The following is a 24,399-nucleotide window of genomic DNA, read 5'->3' as shown; positions in this document are numbered from 1 at the left end:
ATATGGTTGCATGACTCAAACCAAATAGCCTCCAGGAAACCCGGGACGGTTCAGGTTTTGCAATTATGTCGACGACGCGTTTGCGCAGATCGCGCCGGACGTGTCGCCCGAGCAGATGTTCCTCGACAAGGCGCACTTGCTTGCGCTGAGCGCGCCCGAATGGGTCGCCCTGGTCGGTGGTCTGCGCGTGCTGGGGGCCAATCATGATGGCTCTGCCGACGGCGTGTTCACCGATCGGGTTGGCGTGTTGTCGAACGACTTCTTCACGACGCTTACCAGCATGGACTATGACTGGACGAAGCTCGACGAGACGGGCTTGCGCTTTTCGCTCAATGACCGGGCAACCGGCCAGTCCCGCTTCCAGGCGACGCGTTGCGACCTCGTCTTCGGCGCAAACGGTCAGCTTCGCGCCGTTGCCGAAGTCTATGCCGGAAGCGACGGGCACGACCGCTTTGTGCGCGATTTCGTGAAGGCGTGGGACAAGGTGATGATGCTCGATCGCTACGACGTGCGCGTCTGATCGGGGTTCGTCACCGCCGCAGCATCGCCCCGCCGAATCAGCCAGTGATACAGGCTGGGCAACAGCAGCAACGTCAGCAGCGTTGACGTTACGATACCCCCGATAACGACCGTCGCGAGCGGACGCTGGACCTCGGCACCAGCGCCGCTCGCGATCGCCATCGGGATGAAGCCGATCGCCGCGACCAGCGCGGTCGACAGCACGGGCCGCAGCCGATCCCGCGCGCCTTCGCGAACAGCATCGACAATCGAGCGCTTCTCGCCGCCCTCGCGGCCATCGCGCAAGCTGTTGATATGGTCGATCAGCACCAAACCGTTGAGCATCGCGATTCCCGAAAGCGCGATGAACCCGATCGCCGCGGTGATCGAAAACGGCATCCCGCGCAGCCATAGCGCCAGCACGCCGCCGGTGACCGCGAACGGAATGCCGGTATAGACGATCGCCGCCTCCTTCACGCTGCCAAGCGCCGCATAGACCAGCAGGAAGATCAGGATCAGCGCGGCGGGGACTACGATCGACAAGCGCCGCTGCGCCGCCTCGAGCTGGTGAAACTGCCCGCCAAATTCGATGCGATAGCCCGGTGGCAGCTTGACTTGCGCCGTGACCGCGGCGCGCGCCTTTTGCACGTAACCCGCCAGATCGCTGGTGTTGAGGTTGACCATCAACGCCGCGCGACGCTTTCCGCCATCGTGCAGGATCGGCTCGACCGCGCGCACGCGGTTAAGATGCGCGACGCGCGACAAGGGCACGATGCCATACGCGCCGACGCGCAGCGGCAATGCGAGGATCGCCGCCGGATCGGCGCGCAAGCCTTCGGCCATGCGGATGACGATCGCGTGGCGTGCTTGGTCATGCGGGATGAACCCGACTTCGGCCCCCGCGACGGCATCGGTGATCGCCTTGTTGACCTCGGCCGTCCCCAGCCCGAGCCGGACCATCGCGGCATGGTCGAGCTCGACGACGATGCTTTCGGGGCGCCCAGCCGTCTCGAACTCGACGCCCGCAGTTCCGGGTTGCTGCTCCAGGATCGCCTTGGCCTGTCTGGCGGCGCGTTCGAGCACGTCATAATCCTGGCCGAACACCTTGACCGAGACGTCGGCGCGTACGCCTTCCAGCATTTCGTTGAAGCGCATTTCGATCGGCTGGGCGAATTCGAAGGATTGCCCGCGATAGACCTGGCGGCCGACCTTGCCGATGCCCGCGATCAGCTCTTGCTTGGTCTTGGGCTTGCCCGCGCCGGTCGGCCAATCCTTTTCCGGGGCATAGAAGATGTAGAGGTCATTCTCGTTTGGCGGCATCGGATCGGTCGCCACTTCGCTGGTCCCGATGCGCGAAAAGGTGTGGGTGATTTGCGGGAATTGCCGCCGGATTTCGCGCTCGGTCGCTGCCTCGATCGCGAGACTGCGCTCAAGCGACATGCCGACCGGGCGGTACACCATCGCGGTGATCGACCCTTCGTCGAGCTGTGGGGTGAATTGCGAGCCGAGCGTGCGGAAGACGAGCAAGGTCGCCGCCAGCAGCACCGCCGCGCCGATCACCAGCACCCTGGGATGCGCGAGCGCGCGGTCTAGCACGGGGGCATAGCCGCGTTCGGCCACCCCGATCAGCCCGGTGCTGCGGCCATCTTCCGCGGCGCCCTCGGGCGCGCGCAGCAGCCAGGCGGACAGCGCGGGCACGATCGTGAAGGTCCAGATCAGCCCGGCGAAGATCGCCAGCATCACCGCTTGCGCCATTGGCTGGAACAATTTCCCCTCGACCCCGCCAAGGCTCAGCACCGGCACATAGACCAATCCGATGATCACGATTCCGAACAAAGTCGGCCGCGCCACCATACGGGCCGCATCGGCGACGGTCGCGCGGCGTTCCTCGGGCGTCAGGTCTTCCCCCTTGGCGCGGCGGCGCTCGGCGAGCAGGCGCAGGCTGTTCTCGACCACCACGATCGACCCATCGACAATCAGCCCGAAATCGAGCGCGCCGAGACTCATCAAATTACCCGACACGCCGATCGCGGTCATGCCCGTCACGGTGACGAGGAAAGCGAGCGGGATGACCAACGCGACGATCAGCGCCGCGCGCCAATTGCCCATCACCAACAGCAGCACCAGCGCGACGAGCAACGCGCCTTCGCCGAGATTGCGGGCGACGGTCGCGATCGCGCGGTCGACCAGATCGGCGCGGCTATATTGCCGGTCGATCACCATCCCCTTGGGCAGCGCCGCCTGAATCTCGGGCAGCGCGTCCTGCACGCGCAGCGCCACTTCGCGGCTGTTCTGGCCGACCAGCATCATCACCGTGCCTAGCACGGTCTCGCGTCCGTTCTGCGTTGCGGCACCCTGGCGCGGCGCCGCGCCGATCACGACATTCGCCAGATCGCGGACCTGCAGCGGCAGTACTCCAGCGGCGAATTTGACCGGAATCGCGCCGATCTCGGCCGCATTGGTCACACGCGCCTTGGTCAGCACGGTAAACCGCTCGGGCCCGCGCGCGATGATCCCGCCCCCCGCATTCTCGACATTTTTGCCGACCGCCTCGGCCAGTTCGGCCGCCGTGACGCCGTGCAGCGTCAGCCGCGCCGGATCGGGCTGGACGACATATTGCTCCTCCATCCCGCCATTCGAATTGACGTCCGCCACGCCAGTGACCGCGCGGAGCATCGGCCGCGCGGTATATTCCTGCGCTTCGTACAGCTCCATCAACTGGCGCTGCTGCGTCATGCCGCGCGGCGGAGCCTGCCATTCGAGCGTGTAATAATAGATTTCGCCCAACCCGGTCGTGATCGGCGCAAGCTGCGGCGAGGCCCCCGTCGGCAGTTGATCGCGCACCGCCGCCAGCCGCTCGCCGACAAGCTGGCGCGCGCGCAACTGGTCAGTGCCGTCCTTGTAGAGCAAGGTGACCTGGCTCAGCCCGGTCTTGGTCAGCGCGCGCGTTTCCTCAAGCCCCGGCTGGCCGGCCATTGCGCGCTCGATCGGCAAGGTCGCGAGCCGCTCGATTTCCTCGGGCGCGAGTGCCGGGACCATGGTGTTGATCTGCACCTGGACGCCCGTAATGTCGGGAATCGCATCGATCTTGAGCGTGGTATAGGCATAGAGCCCGACCACCGCGACAAGCGCAGTAACCAGCGCCACGGCAAGCCGATGGCGCGTCACGAGCGTGAGCAACCAGCTGATCATCGCGCGAGTGCGGTCCCGCCATTGAGCGCGCGCAACCGGAGCAAGGCCTCCAGTGCCTCGCGCCGTGTATCCAGCACGGCGTTGGTCGCCTCGATATACGACTGCTGCATCTGCATATAGGTGGTGAGCGGAATCGCCCCGAGCCGATAGTTGCGATCCGCATCCGCCGCAGCATCCGCGAAACTGTCCACCGTATTCCCCGCCCATTTGCCCAGCGCGTCGCGCTTCGCGTCATATTGCGCCGCCTGCTCGAACACGTCACGCGCAACACGGCGTTCGGCATTGATCAGGGTCGCATTTGCCTGCGCCTGACGCCCCTGTTCGGCGGCAACGTCGCCGGCCTGGCGGTTCCACAGCGGAAGCGCGCTCGACAGCCGCAGCCCGTAATTGGTTTCTTGAATGTCGGAGCGGGCACGGTCGTAATAAGGCCCGACGCTGACCACCGGAATGCGGGGTTTGCGCGCGAGATCGACGCGCAGGCCCTGTTGCTCGAATTGCGCGCGCAGCGCCTTCAGCTCGAAATTGTTCGCCGTGGCCAGCGCGGCGAGCGCGGCACCCGAGGGAAGATCCGGCAGCGCCATGTCGGGCCGGATCACCCGGATGCGCGCCGCAAACGCTGCGCCGCGCAGCTGATTAAGCTCGTACAGGATCGTATTGGCCTCGGCATCGGCTGACGCCGCGCTCCGCTCGGCGCCGATCGCGCTCGCCTGCAACGACGCGGCTTCAAGCCGGGGGGCCGGGCCGGCCGGATCGCGCGATACGATGACGCGCGCCAAGGTCCGCATCCGCCCGGCGACCGCGCGGGCGGCCGCCGCCTTTTCGTCCGCCGCAAATAGGCCATAGCCCAGGGTCCGCGCACGCGCGGCGAGCGTCGCGTCGAATTGCTGCAGGCCCAGCTTCGCCAGGTCGATCTGCCGGTCGGCAATCGCCCGGCGCAACGCAATCCGCCCGCCAAACTCGATCGGCTGCACGATCGATACGGCATAGGTCGTCCCCTCGCCGAGCAACGAACTGGTGACGGGGTCGGTCGCACGGCGCTGTCCGAACTCGACCACGACCTCGGGGTCCGCCCAGCGTCCGGCGGCGGCGCGCTCGACGCCGGCGGTCTCGATCTGACGCTGATAGAATTGCCGCTCGGGATTGTTGGCGACGACATCCTGCGCGAGCCGGTCGAGCGAGATCGCGGTTGCATCCTGCGCCTGCGCGGCGATGGGGGTCGCACAGCAGGCCAGCAGCATCAGGACCGTGGTTCGCATGGTCGACTTCTCCGTAAAATTCGAAGTGCCCGTTACGGCGCGTAGCTGCGCCGCGTCGAGTAAATCCGAGTTCAGACTATGAATTGCTATTCAGTTGACGTGCTGCCCGGCAGGCCCGAACTGGCGGCGTGAGGCATATTCTCCTGCTTGAGGACGACCCTGGGACCGCCAACGAGATCGCGCTCGAACTGGCGACCAGCGGCTATGCGCTGACGCACTGCACGTCGATCGACGACGCGTTTCGCGCTGCGCAGGACGATGCGGTCGATTTGCTGATCGTCGATCGGCAATTGCCCGACGGGGAGGGACTCGACCTGATCGCGCGGCTCCGGGCGGCGGGGCGGCGGACACCGGCGCTGGTGCTGAGCGCGCTCGGCAGCCTCGACGACCGCGTTCGCGGGCTTCGCGCCGGTGGCGACGATTATCTCCCCAAACCCTTCGCGCTGGTCGAACTCGTGGCGCGGGTCGAGGCACTGCTGCGCCGTCCCAACGAATCCCGCGATACGCGGCTGATCGTCGGGCCGCTCGATCTCGACCTGCTCGGCGGCTCCGCGACGCGGTCAGGCCGCGCGCTCGATCTGCTCCCGCGCGAACTCAAATTGCTCGACTATCTGGTCCGTCGCCCGGAGCGGATTGTCACCCGCTCGATGTTGCTGCGCGATGTGTGGGGCTATACGTTCGAGCCCAATAGCAATGTCGTCGATGTGCACATGGGCCGCCTGCGCCGCAAGGTCGACGCGGAGGGGGAGCCGCAGTTGATCCGCAATGTGCGCGGGCAAGGCTATGTCTTCGATGCCGGTGCCTGATCCCCGGTCGCGCACCACGCTGCGCTGGGGCGGCACAATCGCGGCCTTGCTCGTGTTCCAGTCGATTGTCGTGGCGGGCCTGTTCTGGCTGTTGGTGAGTGGCAGCCACCAACGCACCGCCGAACGCGCCTTCGCGGACGATTGCCGGGTGATGGCGGCACTTCCGCTGCAGGCCCGGCGCGAGCAGGTGCGCGACCGGCTCAATCGCGACATCCACCGCGATCACTTTCTCGCGCTGTTTGCGGACAATGGCGCGCTGGTGGAAGGCAACATCGCGCAGCTTCCGCCGTTCACCACGGCCGCAGCATCGCTGATTGCAGAGGTGCGGCCGACCGCATTGCCGGGCAAGACGCGCGATACCGCAAGACTGACCGTGTGCGCGATGCCGGACGGCACGCGCCTGTTGACCGGGGTCGATCTCGACGAAGCCGAAGACGCGCTGCGCGTGGTCGAACGGTCGTTGATCTTCGCGCTGATCCCGGGTTTGCTGCTGGCACTGGCATTCGGTCTCGCGGTCGGGCGACGCGCGGTGCGCCAGGTCGATGCGGTCCGGACGCTGACCGCGCGAATCGTCTCGGGCGATCTCGACCAGCGGCTGCCCGTTGGCGCGCATCCGGACAGTTTCGGCCTGCTCTGCGCGCATATCAACGCGATGCTGGACCGGCTTCAGCTGCTCGTCACCGAAGTCCGCGGCGTTGGCGACGACATCGCGCACCAGCTGCGCACGCCGCTCACCCGGCTGCGCGCGCGGCTCGAACGCGGTTTGCGTGACGCGCGCGATCGGTCGGAATTCGGGACCGTGGCCGACGAAACGCTGGTCGACATCGACAAGCTGCTCGGGATCGTTGCCGCCTTGCTGCGCATTCGCGAACTTGAGGATCATGCGCGGCGAAGCCGCTTCGGGCCAGTCGATCTCGCGCAACTCGCCGAGGATGCCTGCGACCTGCACCGCCCGACGGCGGAAGATCTCGGCATCGAGCTGGTGTGCGTGATCACCCCGGTCCGCCCGACCGAAGGCGATGCCAGCTTGTTGATGGAGGCGATCTCGAACTTGCTCGACAATGCGATGAAGTACGGGCCACCGGGGGGGCGGGTAACGCTATCGCTGCAATCGGTCGCGGGGGCCCCGATCGTCACCGTTTCCGATCAGGGTGCCGGGGTTCCCGCAGCCGAGCGTGCGCTCGTCACGCAACGCTTCTATCGCGGTCGGCACGAGCATGAGGGCGTCGGGCTGGGCTTAAGCCTAGTGAAGGCTATCGCCGACCTGCATGGCTTCACGCTGCACTTCGCCGACCACGGCAGCGCCGTCTCGCTCCAATGTCGGTAGCGAAGCACGCTCGCTGCAGGTCGGCGACGTTATGCCTTGCTCGCCAATTCACGATTGAGACCGAGCGCCACTAGCGTGGCCAGCGCGCCTGACAAAAGATACGCCCCCGACGCGATCAGCCCGAACTGCGACGACAGGAACAGCGCCACGAGGGGCGCGAAGCCCGCGCCGACCAGCCAGGCGAGATCCGACGTCAGCGCCGCGCCGGTATAGCGCGCTTCACCGCTGAAGTTTGAGGCGACCGCACCTGAGGATTGCCCGAACGACAGGCCGAGCAGCGCGAAGCCGAGCACCATGAACGCGATTTCGCCCGCTTCGCCCGCTGCCAGCAATTGCGGCGCGAACCCGGAAAACACCGCGATCGCCGCTGCGCTGACGCCCAGCAGGTAGCGCCGCCCGATGCGGTCGGCGAGATACCCCGACACGACGATCGCCGCGACGCCGATCGCCGCGCCCAGCAATTCGATGATCAAGAAGCGTTCGGGACTGGCCTTGGTGTACAGAAACACCCACGACAATGGGAACACCGTCACCATGTGGAACAGCGCGAAGCTGGCGAGCGGGGCAAACGCGCCGATCACGATGGTGCGCCCCTGCCCGCGCACAATTTGCAGCACGAGTGCCGGTTGCAGCGCTTTGCTCTCAAACAGATCCTGATACGCCTTGGTGCTGACGATTCGCAGCCGCGCGAACAGCGCCACAACATTGATCGCGAAGGCGACGAAGAACGGGTAGCGCCAGCCCCAGTCGAGGAAATCGACCGCCGAGAGCGTCGCGGTGAAATAGGCGAACAGCCCGGCCGCGACCATTAGTCCGAGCGGCGCGCCGAGCTGCGGGATCATCGCATACCAGCCACGGCGATGCTCGGGCACGTTGAGCGCGAGCAACGAGGATAGCCCGTCCCACGCGCCGCCCAGTGCCACGCCCTGCGCTACGCGGAACAGGCCGAGCAAGATCGCCGCCCACACGCCGACCGTGGCATAGCCGGGCAGGAACCCGATCGACACCGTGGCGCCGCCGAGCAGGAACAGCGCGATCGTCAATTTGGTGCCGCGGCCATAGGCGCGGTCGATCGCCAGGAACAGGACCGACCCGAGCGGCCGCGCGACGAACGCCAGAGCAAACAGGCCGAAGGAATAGAGCGTACCGGTCAGCCGGTCGACAAATGGGAAAATCAGGGTCGGGAACACCAGGACCGAGGCGATCGCATAAACGAAGAAGTCGAAAAATTCGGACGTCCGGCCGATGACCACGCCGATCGCAATCTCGCCCGAGGTGACCTCGTTATGCTTGGCGTTGATCCGCCCGGCATCGACCTCGATCGCGCGCGAGCTGGGCGTAGCGGTGGCTTGCATGGCAGTCGGATACTCCGGGCGAGCATCGCCCTCTCGGTGATTTAGCGATGCTGCAGTGCGGGGGGGATTGGACAAAGTGTCCAATGGGAGCGGTGCCACGCTCGGCATATCTGCGCTCCATGCACTTGCCCCTCCCCTTCCCGTCGCGCCGCGTGCTGCGGTCGATCACCCTGCTGGTTGTCCCTGCGCTGATGTCCGGCTGCAGCGCGGTCGTGCTCGCTCCAGCCGGCGATGTCGCCGCGCAACAGGGCAACCTCGTGATGCTCGCCACGGCATTGCTGCTGCTGATCATCGTGCCGGTGATGGTGCTGATCGCGCTGTTCGCCTGGCGGTATCGCCATTCCAACAGCAAAGCGACCTACACGCCCGAGTGGCATCATTCGACGGCGCTGGAACTGGTGATCTGGTCCGCGCCGCTGCTGATCATCATTTGCCTCGGCGCGGTCACGTGGACGAGCACGCACTTGCTCGACCCGTATCGCCCGATCGGGCGGATCGACGCCAATCGCGCCATTTCTGCTGAGGCCAAGCCGCTACGCGTGCAAGTTGTGGCGCTCGATTGGAAGTGGCTATTCATCTACCCCGATTACGGGATCGCCACGGTCAACGAACTTGCCGCGCCGCTCGACCGGCCGATCGCGTTCGAATTGACCGCGTCCAGCGTCATGAACTCTTTCTACGTGCCGAACCTCGCCGGACAGATCTATGCGATGCCGGGCATGACGACCAAGCTCAATGCGATCGTCAACCGGCCAGGCAATTTCACCGGCTTCTCGTCCAATTTCAGCGGCGAGGGCTTTTCGGGAATGCATTTCCGCTTCCATGCGGTGCCGGCGCAAGACTTCGATTCCTGGGTACGGCGGATCCGCACCGGCGGCAGCACGCTTGATCGCGCACGTTATCTCAAGCTCGCCAAGCCAAGCGCGGATACGCCGGTGATGCGCTTTGCCGGCGTTGCCCCCGGGCTGTTCGATGCCGCCGCCAATCGCTGCGTCGCGCCGGGCGAGACGTGCATGCGCGACATGATGATGGCCGATGCCGGGGGCAAACACGTCATGGCGATGTCCGCCATGCCAAGGAGCAAACCGGCCGGGCCGATCGAAACCAGCACGACCACCGCTAAGAATTCCGCCGACGACACCGCGCGCCTGACCGGCGCCGGCCTGTCGATGCCCGGCGCGCAGAGGACCAACTGACATGATGTCGCCGATGGACCATCCGACCCCGCCGGTCAGCCCGATCTTCGGGCGTCTGACGATCGACTCGCTTCCGCTGCACGAACCGATCGTGCTGGTGACCGTCGTGGTCATCGCGATCGGTGGCCTCGCGCTGCTCGCGTTGATCACGAAATATCGCGTCTGGGGCGTGCTGTGGCACGATTGGTTAACCAGCGTCGATCACAAGAAGATCGGCATCATGTACATCATCCTCGGGCTGGTGATGTTTGTGCGCGGGTTTTCCGACGCGCTGATGATGCGCGCGCAGCAAGCGATGGCATTCGGCGGAAACCACGGCTATCTGCCGCCCGACCATTATAACCAGATCTTCACCGCGCACGGCGTGATCATGATCTTTTTCGTGGCGATGCCGCTGGTCGCCGGGCTGATGAACTTCGTTGTGCCGCTGCAGATCGGCGCGCGCGACGTGTCCTTCCCCTATCTCAACAATGTCAGTTTCTGGATGACCGCGGCGGGTGCCGCGATCACGATGATCTCGCTGTTTGTCGGCAATTATGCGCGCACCGGCTGGCTGGCGATGCCGCCGCTATCGGGTGTGGTGGCGAGCCCCGACGTGGGCGTCGATTATTACATCTGGGGGTTGCAGGTGGCGGGCATCGGCACCTTGCTGTCGGGCGTCAATCTGATCGCGACGATCGTCAAGATGCGCGCGCCCGGCATGACGCTGATGAAGATGCCGATCTTCTGCTGGACCGCTTTGTGCACCAACACACTGATCGTCGCGGCTTTCCCGGTATTGACCGCCGTGCTCGCTCTGCTCTCGCTCGACCGCTATGTCGGAATGCAGTTCTTCACCAATGGTCTTGGTGGCAATCCGATGATGTACGTCAACCTCATCTGGATCTGGGGCCATCCGGAAGTCTATATCCTGATCCTGCCCGCCTTTGGCGTCTATTCCGAAATCGTCGCGACCTTCTCGAGCAAGCGCATCTTCGGCTATACGTCGATGGTATATGCGACCGTGGTTATCACCATCCTCGCCTATCTCGTCTGGTTGCACCATTTCTTCACGATGGGGTCGGGTGCCAGCGTCAATTCGTTCTTCGCGATTACAACGATGATCATCTCGATCCCGACCGGCGCCAAGATCTTCAACTGGTTGTTCACGATGTACCGCGGGCGGATCCGGTTTGAATTGCCGATGATGTGGACCGTCGCGTTCATGCTGACCTTCGTGATCGGCGGGATGACCGGCGTGCTGCTGGCGGTGCCACCGGCCGATTTCGTCCTGCACAATTCTCTGTTCCTGGTGGCGCATTTCCACAATGTCATCATCGGCGGGACGCTGTTCGGCATGTTTGCCGGGATCAATTATTGGTGGCCCAAGGCATTCGGCTTCAAGCTTGACCGGGTATGGGGCAAGCGTTCGTTCTGGCTGTGGGTATCGGGCTTCTGGTGCGCCTTTGCGCCGCTCTACGCCCTTGGCCTGATGGGCGTGACGCGGCGGCTGAGCCACTTCGATGACACCACCTATCAGCCATTCTTCATCGTTGCCGGGTTCGGCGCGTTGCTGATCGCGGGCGGGATCGCATGTCTGGCGGTGCAGATCGTCGTCAGCATCCGCAACCGCGAAGCGCTGCGCGACCTGACCGGCGATCCATGGGATGGCCGCACCCTCGAATGGTCGACCTCCTCGCCGCCGCCCGACTATAATTTCGCGTTCACGCCCGTGGTGTATGACAATGACGCGTGGTGGGACATGAAGCAGCGCGGCGCGGTCCGCCCGACGACCGGGTTCCGCGCGATCCACATGCCCAAGAACACCGGCACCGGCGTCATCCTCGCCGGGTTGAGCGTGGCCTTCGGCTTTGCAATGATCTGGTACATCTGGTGGCTCGCCGCCGTCAGCCTGGTCGGCTTGTTCGCGGTGACGATCGGCCATTCGTTCTTCTACAAGCGGGATTTCCACATTCCGGTCGAGGATGTCGAGCGTATCGAGAATGCCCGGACCCGCCAGCTCGCCGCCGAAGGAGTTGCGGCATGAACGCCCAGACGCACGAGGATTTCGGCGGCGCAACGCCGGTATTCTACGATCTCGACGAACACGATCATCCCGCCGGCGGCAGCACCGCACTCGGTTTCTGGATGTATCTGATGAGCGATTGTCTCATCTTCGCGATCCTGTTCGCCTGTTATGCGGTGCTCGGCCATTCTTATGGCGGCGGGCCGGGGCCGAAGCAGTTGTTCGAACTGCCGCTGGTCGCGCTCAACACCGCGATGCTGCTGCTGTCGTCGCTGACCTATGGCTTCGCGATGCTGACGCTGGAGCGCAAGGGTGCGAGCGTGCGGGCAGTGCAGGGCTGGTTGATTCTGACCGGGCTGTTCGGCCTCGCCTTCCTCTGCATCGAACTCTACGAATTTTCGCACTTGATCCATGACGGCGCCGGACCGCAGCGCAGCGCCTTTCTGTCGTCCTTCTTCACGTTGGTCGGCACGCACGGCCTGCACGTCACTTTCGGGCTGATCTGGCTGGCGACGCTGGTCGTCCAGCTCGGGACTCACGGCATCGGCCCGGACAATAAGCGCCGGCTGATGTGCCTCGGCATGTTCTGGCATTTCCTCGACGTCATCTGGATCGGCGTCTTCACCATCGTCTATCTCATGGGAGTGCTCGCATGAGCGCCGATACGCTGACCCCCGCCGCCGCGCACGATGACCATGGCGGCAGCGCGCCGCACGGCACGTTGCGCGGCTATTTGATCGGCTTCGTCCTCTCGGTGGTGCTGACCGCGATCCCGTTCGCGCTAGTGATGACCGGGCGCTTGGATGCGACGACGACCGCGATCGTCGTGCTGGGCATGGCGCTGGTGCAGATTGTCGTCCACATGGTCTTCTTCCTGCACATGACGACGCGGGCGGAAGGAGGCTGGTCCTTCCTCGCGCTGATGTTCACGCTGGTCGTGGTCGTCGTCACGCTATCGGGATCGATCTGGGTGATGTATCACATGAATGCCAACATGATGCCGATGAGCGGCGCCACGATGAGCCAGCAATGACGCGCGCACCCGTGACGAGCGCGCTGTTGGCGGCCGCTGCGGGTGTGCTGTGTGCCGGGCTGATCGGGCTCGGGATCTGGCAAGTCGAGCGACTGGCGTGGAAGCGCGCGCTGATCGTACAAGTCGATACGCGGGTGCGTGCCGCACCGGTGGCGGCACCGGGTCCGGGGCGATGGGCAGGCGTCACCGCCGCGCGCGACGCTTACCGTCACGTCGCCGCGCGCGGCAACTACCGCGACGATCACGCAACTTTGGTCCAGGCGGTGACCGAGCGCGGCCCCGGTTTCTGGGTGATGACCCCGCTCGACACCGATCGCGGCTTCACCGTGCTGGTCAATCGCGGCTTCGTGGCAGAGCGGGGCGCGGTTCCGCCGGGCGGAGCGGCGGCGGTCACCGGGTTGTTGCGCCTGTCCGAGCCAGGCGGTGCCTTTCTCCGCCGTAACGATCCGGCAAACGACCGCTGGTTCTCGCGCGATGTCGCCGCGATCGCCGCCGCACGCGGGGCCGGACCGCTGGCCCCGTATTTCATCGACGCCGATGCCACGCCCGACGCGGTAGCGAAGGCGCCGGTCGGCGGCCTGACCGTCGTCCGCTTCACCAACAACCACCTTGTCTACGCGATCACCTGGTTCATCCTAGCGGCGATGGCCGCAGCGGGCGGTGTCTGGTTGCTACGCGAGGCGCGCCGCCGATGATCCCGACCACCCCGCTGACCACCCTCGCGATCGACACCACCGGCCGCGACAATATGCGCCAGCTGGTCAATCTGCGCTGGCTCGCAGTGATCGGGCAATGCACCACGATCCTGATCGTACAATTCGGGATGGGCGTCGCGCTGCCAGTGCTGCCGATGCTCGGCGTGGTCGCCGCGCTGGTGCTGCTCAACCTCGTCAGCCTGTGGCAAGTGCCGCGCCGCGCGACGATTTCGAACGGCGCGCTGTTCGCCAGCCTGCTGCTCGATGTCGCCGCGCTGACCGCGTTGCTGTACCAAAGCGGCGGCGCGACCAACCCGTTCATTTCGCTGTTCCTGCTGCAGGTCGTGCTCGGCGCGGTGTTGCTCGAGACCTGGTCGAGCTGGGCGCTGGTCGCGGTGACGAGCGTTGCCTTCGTGTTTCTGATCGAACGCCATCTGCCGCTCGCACTGCCGCCCCGCTTCGTGTCGGGCTGGAACGACCTGTATATTATCGGCGCACTGTTGTGCTTCGGGCTGATCGCGGTGCTGCTGGTGGCGTTCGTCACGCGGATTAACCGCAATTTGCGGAACCGCGACGCGCGCCTCGCCACGATGCGGCAACAAGCGGCGGAAGAGGATCATATCGTGCGCATGGGCTTGCTCGCCTCGGGCGCGGCGCATGAATTGGGGACGCCGCTCGCGTCGCTGGCGGTGATCGTCAATGATTGGCGTCAGACCCCCGGCCTGATCGCCACGCCCGGCCTCGCCGAGGAAATCGAGGACATGCAAATCGCCATTGCGCGCTGCAAGACGATCGTTTCGGGGATCCTCGCCTCGGCCGGGGAAGCGCAGGGTGAACATCCCTCGGTCACCACCGTCCACGCGTTTCTCGACGGCGTCGTCGCCGACTGGCGCGCACAGCATGGCGAGACCGCGCTCGCTTATGAAAACCGCTTCGGCGACGATGTCGCGATCGTGTCGGACACCGCGCTCGGTCAGGTCATCCGCAACATTCTCGACAATGCGCTGGAGGCGTCGGCAAGCCCGATATCCTTGCGCGTGATGCGCGACGCAAGCACGCTCGCGCTCGATATTCGCGATCACGGCGGTGGCTTTAGCGACGACATGCTCGCCAATTTCGGACAGCCTTATCGCTCGACCAAGGCGCGGCAAGGCGGTGGCTTGGGGCTGTTCCTCGTCGTCAACGCGATGCGCAAGCTCGGCGGCACGGTTTCGGCTGCGAACCATCCCGAGGGCGGCGCGATGATTTCGCTGCGTCTGCCGCTGGCGACGCTGCAGTGGACCGCATCATGACCTTGCCCTTCCTGGTGATCGTCGAGGATGACGAAGCCTTTGCGCGCACGCTACGACGATCGTTCGGACGCCGCGGCTATGAGATCGCGCTGGCCCCCGACTTCGCGACGCTCAAAGCCGTGATCGCCGAACGCGCGCCCGATTTCGCCGTGGTCGATTTGAAGCTCGGCGCGGACTCGGGCCTAGTCTGTGTCGCGGCGATCCACGCAAGCGCGCCGGAGGCGACGATCGTGGTGCTGACGGGCTATGCCAGCATCGCCACCGCGGTCGAGGCGATCAAACTCGGCGCCACCAATTACTTACCCAAACCGTCGAACACCGACGACATCATTGCCGCCTTCGCCAAGGCCGGCGGCGATGCGGCGGTCCCCGTGGTCGGTCGCTCGACCTCAATCAAGACGCTGGAATGGGAACATATCCACCAGACGCTCGCCGACACCGGCTTCAACATCTCGGAGGCGGCGCGGCGGCTCGGCATGCATCGCCGCACGCTTGCGCGCAAATTGGAGAAGCAGCAGGTCAAGTGATCCGCGCGCGTTCACATCGTCATCGCGCGATCATAGCCCGTCAGTTCGAGATACCCGCGCCCACCCGGCGTTCGCACCGCGCCCTCCCAATAGACCGGCAAGCCGCTGCGCCGCGCGTCGAGTTCCTGCGCGGCGAATAACGGGGTCAGCACCCAGCAGTGTACTCCATCGGGCAGGCGCACGCGAAGTTCCTGCTGCACCGGGTAGACCGCGCCCGTCACCGGGCTACGCCAGCGTGCCAGCGGGCGGAACGTCACGTCACCCGGTGCCAGCACGACCGTCGTGCCGTCGGCGCGGCGCAGCGATCCGCCCGCCCATAGCGTGCCGCCCGCTTTGCGCCGAATGCGGAAGGCCATCAGCGCGCTGCCGTCAGCGAAGTTGAGGCCAGTCCAGTCCCACCCTTGCGCATCGCGCTGCAGATAGTTGGAGGACCATTCGCGATCGAGCCACGCCTCGCCGGTAACCGCCACCGAGGTCGCACCGCGTCGCACCGTCCCCGAGACCGTGAGGTGCGGGATCGAATAATAATAGCTCGCCGCCTCGGGCTTCGGCCCCTTGCGGCTATACCCGCCTTGGCCCTGTGACAGCGGCGGCTGCGTCGGCGCGAAGGCGAGTGCAAGCGCGAAGTCGGGTGCCACCACTTGCGTCGCCCAGCGCCCGTCGGCGCGCCGCTGCAGCCGCCAGTCGCGGATCGTGACATTGGCGTCGCCGGTGGCGGCACCGGCAAGGCCGAACCCCGCCCGGGCGGAGCGCTCGCCGTGCAGCAACCGCCCGATCTTCGGGTCCGACAGCGCGGTGTGCGCAAACAGCACTTGCCCGGCGGCAAAACGGCTCGGATTGGCCGGATCGACCGTTGGGCGAGTCCGGAAGAAGGTCACCTGAAAGCCGAGATCGGCACCGTCGGCGGTGCGCAGCCAGCCGGTCACGTACCACCACTCAGTCCGGAACTGCGGATGTGCGCCGTGATCGCGCGGGAACGCAAGCGTGATGCCGGGCTTCACCACCGGATAGGGCATTGGCGCGGACGCGGTCAGGCTTGCACCGGCAAGCAAAGCGACGATCGGGGACACGCGCATCACCAATCCTCCCGCACCGATTGCACCGCGCTGCGCGAAGTCGCACGCCGCCCCGCCAGCACGGCGGTCACCGCCGCCGCGCCGGTCAGCGCCGCTGCCACCGCCAGCAACGTCCCTACGGGCACGCGCGTTTCCATCGTCCAGTTGAACGATTGCGGGTTGATGACATGGATCAGCACTTGCGCCAGCACCAAGCCAAGCCCGATCCCGGCCAGCGCGCCGGTCAGCCCGACGATCGCTCCCTCGGTCGCCAGCATCGCGCCGAGTTGGCCGCGCGTCAGCCCCAAATGGCGCAACATCCCGAACTCGCGTTCTCTTGCGAGGGTCTGCGCCGACATGGTCGCCGCGACGCCAGCCAGCCCGACCAAGATCGCGATCGCCTCGAGCAGATAGGTCACCGCGAAACTCCGGTCGAAGAGCGTCAAGGCGAAGCGGCGGAGCGTCGCCGGCTGCGTGATATCGACTTGCCCGCGCAGCGCCGGTGCTACGCGCGAGCGCAATCCTTGCATCACCACCGCCGCGTCGGCGCCGGGCCGCAGCGTCGCCGACGCCTCGTCGCGCCCCGTGTCGCCGGTCAGCCGCTGGTAATCCGCGTCGTCGATCAGCACCGCCCCACCCTGTCGCGCATAGTCGCGCCACACGCCCGCCACGGCGAAGCGCGTACCGCCACCGATCGGCAAACGGATCACGGTGCCGGGATGCCAGCCGTAAAGCCGCTCCGCCGGCTCCGACACCCAGATCGGCAGAATCCCCGCTGGCAGCGCGGCGGCGCGCGCGATCAGCACGAATTGCGAATCCTCCGCCCCACGCTGCGGCCGTGCGACGAGCGCGATCGGCGGACGATCGGGGGCGATGGTCAGCGCGAGCTGGCGTCCGAAGGCCAGCCGCGCAATGCCGGGCGTCGCGGCCAACCCCGCGCGTGTCGCCGGGTCGAAGCTCGCGCCCGCATTGGTCCGCATATAGAGATCCGCGCTGAGCACATTGCCAAGCCAGTCGTCGACCGCGCCACGAAAGCTCGTCACCATCGTCGCCATCGCGATCATCAGCGCGGTCGAGGCGACGATGCCGCACAGCGCCGTCGCGGCCGCGCCCGGCGCGCCGTGCAAGTGCCGGATCGCAAGCTGACGCGGCACCGTGCCGATCGCACGGTGGGCGAGCGGCCCGAGCAGCACGCGCGAGAACCACGGCACCCCCGCAATGCCACCGGCAAGCAACAACGCCATCCCGGCAAAGCCGAACAGCGGCAAATGCGCGACGGGCGGCAGCAACGCTACCGCGCCACCTGCGATCAACAGCGCGGCCGCCGGCCACCATGCGACACGCTGACGCGGATCGAGCACGTCACCGCTATTCTTGAGCGCCACCGCAGGTGCTGCGCGCGCCGCCGATCGCGCCGGGACTGCGCTTCCCGCAACCGCCGCGAGCAGGCCGATGACGAAAAAGCCGAGCGCGGCCCAGGGCTGGAACACTAACCCTGCCCCCGTGCCGCGGAAATAGCCGGCGCCAAGGTCCCCGCGTAACCAGTTCACCGCCGCCCAGGCAAGCCCATACCCCGCCGCCAGCCCAATCCCTGATCCAATCACGCCGATCGCCACGCCTTCGGCCACAACGGCGGCGATCACGCCGCTGCGCGGCAAGCCAAGCGTGCGCAGCAGCGCGAACGCGCGCTGTCGCCGGACCACCGACAGCGATTGCGCCGAATAGACTAGGAATCCCCCGGTCAGCAGCGCGACCAGCGCCAGCATGTCGAGATTGACCCGGTAGGCGCGCGATAGCGCATCGCCTTGCTGCGTCTGTGCCTGCGCGGTTGAGATCACCGCATCGCCGGGCATAACCGCCGCGAGCGCGGCATCCGCCGCCGCGCGATCCGTCACCTTGACGTCGAGCCGATCGAGCCGTCCGATCCGGTCGAAGCGCCACTGCGCAGCGGCAATGTCCATCACGGCGATGGCGCTACCCTCGGCAGCGCCGGGGAGCGTGCCGGCGATCCGCAGCGGCACCGCACGCCCGTTCGCGGCAACCGTCACCACCGCGCCGACTTTCGCTCCGCTCTGCGCGAGCGCCGCGCGCGACAGGAAGACGGTCGCTTCGTCGAACACCGCGCCGCCATCGGCATCGGCACCTTGCGAGCCAACCCCGATCAGCGTCGGAGTCACCGCCGCCGCGCGCAGGATGTCGAGCCCAAGCAGTGTGATGCGCGCCGCGCCGATCCGCGCTTCGAGCTGCACGACCGGACTTGCGTCGGCCACGCCGCGCGCCGGCGCGACGCGCTGGTAGAGGCGCTCGTCGAAGCCGAGCCGGCTCGTCGCCTTCACGCTCAGATCGGCCGCGCCATTCACGCCGCGCACCGCGCTGTCGAACGACGCCAATGCCGAGCCGTTGACCAGATGCACCGCAAAGCCGAGCGCGACGCCCACTGCGATCGCCACCGCCGTGACCAGGAAGCGCGCCGGATGGAAGCGCCATTCGCCGCCGATCAGCCAGCCGAGTGCCAGCCGCCCCGACCATAGCCCAGGCTCAGCGCGCACGCGCGACCAGACCGTCGGCCGTCAGCGTCAATACGCGATCGGCAATCGCGGCGGTTGCCTCAGAATGCGTGACCAGCACCGCCGCCGCGCCGCGTTCGCGCGCGGCGTTGGCGAACAACATCAACACGCGCGCCGCGGTCTCGGGATCGAGATTGCCGGTCGGCTCGTCGGCGAGGATCAACGCCGGGCGGTGGACGAGCGCACGCGCGATCGCCACGCGTTGCAACTCGCCGCCCGACAGGTCGCGCGCATAGCCCGCCCCGCGCCCGCCGAGCCCGACCGCGGCGAGCATCGCATCCGCTTCGGCTTGTGCCGCGGCAGCGTCGGTCGAGACCAAGGCGAGCGGCAGCGCAACGTTCTGGCACAAGGTCAGATAGGGCAGGATGTGAAAGGCCTGGAAGACGAAGCCGATCCGCTCGCGCCGCAGCCGGGTGCGCGCGGTCTCGTCGAGCCCGCTGAGCGCGATCCCTTCAATCGCCACCGCGCCCGCATCGGCGTCGTCCAACCCCGCCAAGATGTTGAGCAGCGTCGATTTGCCGACCCCGGATTCGCCGGTAATCGCGACGATCTCCCCCGCGCCCACCGCCAAATCGAGCCCACGAAACAGCGTACGCGGGCCAGGGACGCTCTTGGCGAGCGCACGCACCGTCAGCAGGATAGGATCAGCCATCCGCGCTTGTCGCCGGTTGCCGCGGCGCCGACAAGATCAATCCTCTCGCCAACCGGCGATCCGAGGCAGCGTGGCCGACAATGGTCCCGCTGCCTCGATCGACATCAGAATTTGAAGCGGAAGCCGGCCTCATAGCTCTGCTTGTAAAACTCGCGCTGCACCGTCCGGTTCGCAAAGCCTTCATAGTAACGCAGCGGCGAGTTATTCAGATTCTTGGCATTGAAATAGACCGCCATGTTCCGCGTCACCTGGAACGACGACGTCAGATCGAGCTGAGTGCGCTGATCCTGGAATGTGTCGAACCCCGCGTCGCCACCAACGCCGAAAATCGCGGCATCGACGTGGCTCAGCGACAGCCGCAGCTGAAGACCGTGCGCTTCATAATAAGCCGCGAGGTTATAGGTTAGCGGCGACGTCCCCGGCAGACGGCTTGTCTGGCCGGGCCGAATCGCGAACGTCGACCAGACATAGGTAACGTTCCCGAGCACGCCAAAACCGTCAAATGGCGCCGGCAGAAAGCTGAGTTTCTGATTGTACTGCGCCTCGATTCCGCGCGCGCGCGAGGTTTTGACGTTGGTGTAGCTGGTCACGTCATAGCCCGCATACGACGTGCCGCTCGAATCGACGTAGGTCGTGTTCTGCTGCAGATTGTTGACGATGTAATTATTGAATTCCTTGTCGAACGCGCCAACCGACAGAATCCCGGAATTGCTCAAATAATATTCGAGCTGCGCATCGAACGCGTTGACCGTAGTGGGATTCAGTTTGGGGTTGCCGACCGAGACCGCGAGGTTGCCGGTATCGATGACCGCGCCCGACAGCAGTTGGAGAAAGCCGGGACGACCGATCCCGGTCGAATAGGTCGCGCGGGCCACCAGTTTCGGCGCGAGATCATAGCGTAGCTGCAGCGTCGGGAAGATATTGGTATAGTTCGACTTGCGCGACGCCGGTGTGAACAGGTTGCCGTTGGTGATCGTCGTGCCGCGATAGGTGCCGTCGGTATTTTCCACGCGCACCCCGGCGAGGATGCCGAGCTTGCCAAACGTGCCCGAATATTGCGCATAGCCGGCATAGATGTTTTCGGTGTCGTTGAAAAAGCCCTGCGCGTTGCGTTGCGCGTTGGCCGCGCTGGTGAACTGGGCCAGCGGCGCCAAAATCGCGCGAACGCCCGGGATGCTCGGCGCGTAGCCGACATTATAGGTCCCGTTGTAATAGTCAGTGTAAGGGCCGCCGCCCAGGACCGCGCTCAGCGACGTCGCAGGCACGCCGGTATAGCTCAGATTGTTGGGCTGATCGATCTTGTCGCGAAAGCGGAGCTTGCCGCCGAACTGGAACGTGCCGTCGCCGCCCAGCAACGTAGTCGGCACGGTGACGTTCAGCACTGCAGCATATTCGCGATCATGCGCACGCTCGGTCGCGTTGGTGGCAGTCGCCAGTTTGAACTGCGCTGGATCGCTCGGGTTGAAGCTGGTCGCGGTGAGTGTCGGATACAAGCGCGTCATATTATCGTAAGCAACGGTAAACGTTGGCTGACCACTGCGCCTGAAGCTTGAATTGCGGTCGTAATCCCGGTGATAGGTCGAGGCGGTGTAAGAGACCTGATAGTCGACGATCACCTTCCCGAAATCATTGCGGCCACCCGCGGCGGCGATGAAGTTCAGATGCGATTCCTGTTCATCGCGCAGCGTTACGCGTGCATCCACGCCCGTCGCCGTGATGATGTTGCCGCTGGTCGTAATCGTGTCGCCCAGACCGCGATATTGCAGGATCGAGCGATGCACCGACTCGGTATAGCCGGCATTGTTGGCGCGGATATAATAATGGTTCTGCGCGTCGGGATTCCAGTCGAGCTCGCCGCCGAACCCAAAGCGCCGACGATTGTAATCGTAGCGCCGCAGATCGAGCGCATCGAGCACCCTGTCGCCCGGTGTACCCGGCTGCACGGCATCGAGCAGGCCCGGCTCGACGTCATCAAACCCGCGCTTGTCGGTATGGAACGAGCCGGTCAGCACGATCGCGAACTGCTTGTCCGGTCCAAAGGCAGTTCCGGCCGCCGCCTCGCCAATGAAGATATCGCCGTTCTTGTGCGCGCTCTGATACCCGCCACCGATCGTTCCTTCGAAGAACGGCTTGATGAGACCGACCGCAGTGCGGGGCGTGAGTTCGACCGACCCGCCAAGACCTTCGGCTTCCTGATCGGGCATCCCGCTCTTGCGGACCACGAGCCGGTCGACCGCGCCGATCGGCACGGTATCGAGCTCGACCGCGCGCCCACCGCCGCCGAAATAGGTACCGCCCGGCTGGGTGTTGAGCAGAGTGACGCCGCCAAAGGTCGTACCGTTGAGATTGCCGTCAATGCCGCGAATGTTGACGAAGCGCCCCTCGCCAGTGTCGATCGCCAGGCTGACGCCGGGAACGCGGCCAAGCGCCTCGGCCGCGTTGAAATCGGGGTATTTGACGATGTCTTCGGCGGCTTGCACATTTATCAGATTGGGTGCCGCCTTCTCCTCCACGCGCGCATTCGTGGCAGCGCGTTTTCCGGTTACGACAATATCCCGGCTGTCAGCCTGCGCCGCAGGAGCCGGGGCCGTCTGCGCCTGCGCGCTGAACGGGACAAGCGCCGATGCTGTCACCGAGAGAAGCGACAACGTTCGAATCTTCATATTGATAATCCCCAATCTATCCGCGTGCCGATCTGATCGACCGCAGTATTTCGACGCTCCCGGAGGCATCGCAATGGGGATGAATTGTTACAGCGATGGGACTTTGCGGCGTCTCTCCCTAACGTTGGCAAGAATCAATATCTGGTGCGCCAGACAAGTTCGCGTCGCATCCCGGCCTTCTCGGCGGGCAGGTGTCGGACTTTTGCGTCAATCGCGGTCGCCGCGAACCGCTTTCCGCGAACGACGCGCGCGATGAGCGGAACGATCCTGGTGTGCAGTTGCGCGCGATGTTCGGAATATGAAGGCCGATGCCCGGTTTGACCGCGGGCGGCGCAGATCTTGGACCCATCATCACCCACCATACGCCGCAGAATCGAGTCCAGGAGGGTTTGATGCGATGCGCAGCGGCCGATCCGGCAAGGTCGTGCTCAGCCTGGGGAGACCCGCCAACCCATCGTGGCGCGCAGACTGCGCCCTCTCAATCGTGGCGATCGCGTCCGGCGCGCGAACGTGGCGGATCGGGCTGCACTCCTCCCAAGCTCCACACCAGCGCGACTCATTGTTGACGTAGATGCGTGACCATCCGGTTTGCGTTGGGCATGATACTCCTGCGGGACTGGGGTCGATGGAAAAGGCGCGCATTCGGATCGCCTCGGACGATGCCGCTATCGCGCCAACCCTGACAGCGTTTCAGGATCGCGACGGCTTTCGGAGGGTTTGCGCCAGCGACGGAGCGATTGCGCTGATGCACCACCGCGCGCTTCGCCCCGATCTCGTTTTACGCGATGTGCAAATGCCGAAGCGCGATGGCTTCGACGCGCTCGCCGAAATTCGTCGCCGCGGTCGCCCGCCCGCACGTGGTCGGACGCTGACATCGATCCTAACACATGATCGGGATTAGGGCGAACCACGACGGATGCCGACGGACGTCTATTTTAAAACCAGCAGTAATAAGAAAGAGTTAATGCACAGCAGCGAACGCTCAAGAATAGCAGCTGGCGGAGACGGAGTCTGTAGAACCTTTGTCTTAAGCTATTATAAGAGCGTGTTTTAATATCAGAGCGGAATATTGCTCCCACACAATTTCCGACATTAGGAGCGCGTCACTCGTTTTCCGCCCGTTATTAAAACCTACGCCATCGCCATAAGCTGCGTCGGGAACGGCGCCGCCAACTCGACCGCTTCATCGATTGGAGCGGATAGCCAACGCGCTCGCTACCTCGTGCCGCCCCTAACCGAACCGTACTTTACGGACCGCGCCCCGCGCGTGTACGGCTTCCGAAAATTGATCGCGCGTAGGACAGCCTCGCGTGCGCGCTATGTCCCGAAAAAGCATTTCATCCATTCGGGCTGCGTCGGGGGGCCTCAAAGGGCTTTGTTGTTTTCGTGTTGCTATTAATCAGGACCACGGAAATCGCTGGTACCCTTCGGGGGCCATTATGCCCTAAAATGCGTTTTAAACCCCGTAAGGCGCGATTTGCCGCTTTTGGCTGATACAGGGGTGCCGTCCTGTTAAGCTCCTGTACTTGCAGGGGGTGTGCTGCCGTTATTGACCGTTTAAAAAACGGTTTGCTCTGTAAATCGCCTGTATTTTATAGGGGACGCGCTGCCGCTATATCCCCCGCCATCGCGCCCCAGCGCTCGGCTATGCCAATTTGCAAACGCGGAAAATTGATGATCCATACGGTACGCGGGAGACGGCGCGGAAATGTAAGAACCGCCATGGGGGCACCCCAGCCCAAGCAAGGGCGGGCCGTGTCGGCGCACGCGGTCGCGGGTGTCACCGGCAAGTTCGCCAATGTTACGTTTTATGTGACGCGAGGGAACCACACGGTCGGCGGTAGAGCGAAACCTTAACCGGGAACCCCCTACCCATGCGAGCACCACCGCTCGGCACATTATCGGTCCTTTACCGATGCGAGACCGGAACGCGGTGCGCCGCCGTGCCGATATTCTCGCTCCACCCGGCCCGCTTGCCGACAACGCGCCCGCCCGGTTGGTGAGCGCGATTAATGCGCAGCGTATCTAACACCGCTTGCGGCGCGCCCTTGGTCAGATAGCCCACGACCACCGCCAGATTCTCCGCATACAGATCAGGCAACACCACCCGCCCGCCGACCGTCCCGCGTATGCGGTGCGTCCGTATTCCTCCCGTAAAATACGGTTTGCCGGTTATACGCTCCAGCCACCTTTTCGAACGCTGGAACGACCAAGGCGCGCCGGGGGGCAGATGCGCCAGGATATGCGTATGCGCGCCATTGTCGCCGCTATTCTCGCGCG

Annotated in this window: 19 protein-coding genes; 11 read left to right on the top strand and 8 right to left on the bottom strand. The window is 65.1% G+C overall.

What is annotated here, in order from left to right:
• The first annotated feature begins 100 nt into the window (after positions 1-100).
• The gene (locus ABWP09_RS06380; RefSeq protein WP_353204313.1) at positions 101-520 is read left to right on the top strand and encodes a hypothetical protein; all 420 of its coding nucleotides are present in this window, start codon (positions 101-103) and stop codon (positions 518-520) included.
• On the opposite strand, the gene ABWP09_RS06375 is transcribed toward ABWP09_RS06380, so the two are convergent.
• Positions 502-3,690 (bottom strand): efflux RND transporter permease subunit, encoded by a 3,189-nt coding sequence (locus ABWP09_RS06375; protein ID WP_353204312.1) that lies wholly within the window; start codon positions 3,688-3,690, stop codon positions 502-504. The two genes, ABWP09_RS06380 and ABWP09_RS06375, sit on opposite strands and share 19 nt — an antisense overlap.
• Positions 3,687-4,946 carry a TolC family protein gene (locus ABWP09_RS06370; RefSeq protein WP_353204311.1) on the bottom strand — a complete coding sequence of 420 codons (1,260 nt, stop codon included), beginning with the start codon at positions 4,944-4,946 and terminating at the stop codon, positions 3,687-3,689. The genes ABWP09_RS06375 and ABWP09_RS06370 overlap by 4 nt, the downstream gene beginning before the upstream one ends.
• A gap of 128 nt (positions 4,947-5,074) precedes the next feature.
• Here ABWP09_RS06370 and ABWP09_RS06365 point away from each other — a divergent pair, with 128 nt between their 5' ends.
• A complete protein-coding gene (locus ABWP09_RS06365; RefSeq protein WP_353204310.1) occupies positions 5,075-5,752 on the top strand; it encodes a response regulator transcription factor in 678 nt (225 codons plus the stop codon).
• Positions 5,745-7,079: a sensor histidine kinase gene (locus ABWP09_RS06360; protein ID WP_502959769.1), complete on the top strand. Its 1,335-nt coding sequence runs from the start codon at positions 5,745-5,747 to the stop codon at positions 7,077-7,079. The genes ABWP09_RS06365 and ABWP09_RS06360 overlap by 8 nt, the downstream gene beginning before the upstream one ends.
• A gap of 29 nt (positions 7,080-7,108) precedes the next feature.
• Here ABWP09_RS06360 and ABWP09_RS06355 read toward each other — a convergent pair whose 3' ends face one another.
• Positions 7,109-8,434: an MFS transporter gene (locus ABWP09_RS06355; RefSeq protein ID WP_353204308.1), complete on the bottom strand. Its 1,326-nt coding sequence runs from the start codon at positions 8,432-8,434 to the stop codon at positions 7,109-7,111.
• Positions 8,435-8,553: 119 nt separating this feature from the next.
• On the opposite strand from ABWP09_RS06355, the gene cyoA reads away from it, so the two are divergent.
• From cyoA to ABWP09_RS06320, 7 genes are read left to right on the top strand one after another with little or no spacing between them, the layout of a single operon-like run.
• Complete coding sequence (cyoA, locus tag ABWP09_RS06350) at positions 8,554-9,630, top strand: ubiquinol oxidase subunit II (protein WP_353204307.1); 1,077 nt, start codon at positions 8,554-8,556, stop codon at positions 9,628-9,630.
• Positions 9,631-9,643: 13 nt separating this feature from the next.
• Entirely contained in the window at positions 9,644-11,656 is a 2,013-nt protein-coding gene (cyoB, locus tag ABWP09_RS06345; RefSeq protein ID WP_353204306.1) for a cytochrome o ubiquinol oxidase subunit I, read from the top strand.
• On the top strand, positions 11,653-12,291 hold the full coding sequence (cyoC, locus tag ABWP09_RS06340) for a cytochrome o ubiquinol oxidase subunit III (RefSeq protein WP_353204305.1): 639 nt from the start codon (positions 11,653-11,655) through the stop codon (positions 12,289-12,291). Before cyoB ends, cyoC begins: the two co-directional genes overlap by 4 nt.
• Positions 12,288-12,668, top strand: coding sequence for a cytochrome o ubiquinol oxidase subunit IV (cyoD, locus tag ABWP09_RS06335; RefSeq protein WP_353204304.1), 381 nt, complete (start codon positions 12,288-12,290; stop codon positions 12,666-12,668). The genes cyoC and cyoD overlap by 4 nt, the downstream gene beginning before the upstream one ends.
• Positions 12,665-13,363 carry an SURF1 family protein gene (locus ABWP09_RS06330; RefSeq protein WP_353204303.1) on the top strand — a complete coding sequence of 233 codons (699 nt, stop codon included), beginning with the start codon at positions 12,665-12,667 and terminating at the stop codon, positions 13,361-13,363. Before cyoD ends, ABWP09_RS06330 begins: the two co-directional genes overlap by 4 nt.
• Entirely contained in the window at positions 13,360-14,655 is a 1,296-nt protein-coding gene (locus ABWP09_RS06325) for an ATP-binding protein (protein WP_353204302.1), read from the top strand. The genes ABWP09_RS06330 and ABWP09_RS06325 overlap by 4 nt, the downstream gene beginning before the upstream one ends.
• Positions 14,652-15,182, top strand: coding sequence for a response regulator transcription factor (locus ABWP09_RS06320; protein ID WP_353204301.1), 531 nt, complete (start codon positions 14,652-14,654; stop codon positions 15,180-15,182). The genes ABWP09_RS06325 and ABWP09_RS06320 overlap by 4 nt, the downstream gene beginning before the upstream one ends.
• An 11-nt stretch (positions 15,183-15,193) precedes the next feature.
• Here ABWP09_RS06320 and ABWP09_RS06315 read toward each other — a convergent pair whose 3' ends face one another.
• The 4 genes from ABWP09_RS06315 to ABWP09_RS06300 all read right to left on the bottom strand — a co-directional run bounded on the left by ABWP09_RS06315 (position 15,194) and on the right by ABWP09_RS06300 (position 22,119).
• The gene (locus tag ABWP09_RS06315) at positions 15,194-16,258 is read right to left on the bottom strand and encodes a lipocalin-like domain-containing protein (protein ID WP_353204300.1); all 1,065 of its coding nucleotides are present in this window, start codon (positions 16,256-16,258) and stop codon (positions 15,194-15,196) included.
• Complete coding sequence (locus ABWP09_RS06310; RefSeq protein WP_353204299.1) at positions 16,258-18,786, bottom strand: FtsX-like permease family protein; 2,529 nt, start codon at positions 18,784-18,786, stop codon at positions 16,258-16,260. The genes ABWP09_RS06315 and ABWP09_RS06310 overlap by 1 nt, the downstream gene beginning before the upstream one ends.
• Positions 18,776-19,456: an ABC transporter ATP-binding protein gene (locus ABWP09_RS06305; RefSeq protein ID WP_353204298.1), complete on the bottom strand. Its 681-nt coding sequence runs from the start codon at positions 19,454-19,456 to the stop codon at positions 18,776-18,778. Before ABWP09_RS06305 ends, ABWP09_RS06310 begins: the two co-directional genes overlap by 11 nt.
• Positions 19,457-19,560: 104 nt before the next feature.
• The gene (locus tag ABWP09_RS06300; protein ID WP_353204297.1) at positions 19,561-22,119 is read right to left on the bottom strand and encodes a TonB-dependent receptor; all 2,559 of its coding nucleotides are present in this window, start codon (positions 22,117-22,119) and stop codon (positions 19,561-19,563) included.
• A 625-nt stretch (positions 22,120-22,744) separates the two neighbouring features.
• On the opposite strand from ABWP09_RS06300, the gene ABWP09_RS06295 reads away from it, so the two are divergent.
• Positions 22,745-23,020, top strand: a complete 276-nt coding sequence (locus ABWP09_RS06295; RefSeq protein ID WP_353204296.1) for a response regulator — start codon at positions 22,745-22,747, stop codon at positions 23,018-23,020.
• A gap of 1,008 nt (positions 23,021-24,028) precedes the next feature.
• On the opposite strand, the gene ABWP09_RS06290 is transcribed toward ABWP09_RS06295, so the two are convergent.
• A partial coding sequence (locus ABWP09_RS06290; RefSeq protein WP_353204295.1) for a hypothetical protein occupies positions 24,029-24,399 on the bottom strand: 371 nt, incomplete at its 5' end.

The sequence above is a fragment of the Sphingomonas sp. genome, assembly GCF_040398505.1.
Taxonomy (GTDB): domain Bacteria; phylum Pseudomonadota; class Alphaproteobacteria; order Sphingomonadales; family Sphingomonadaceae; genus Sphingomonas.
This window is presented reverse-complemented; position numbering and strand designations above follow the sequence as displayed.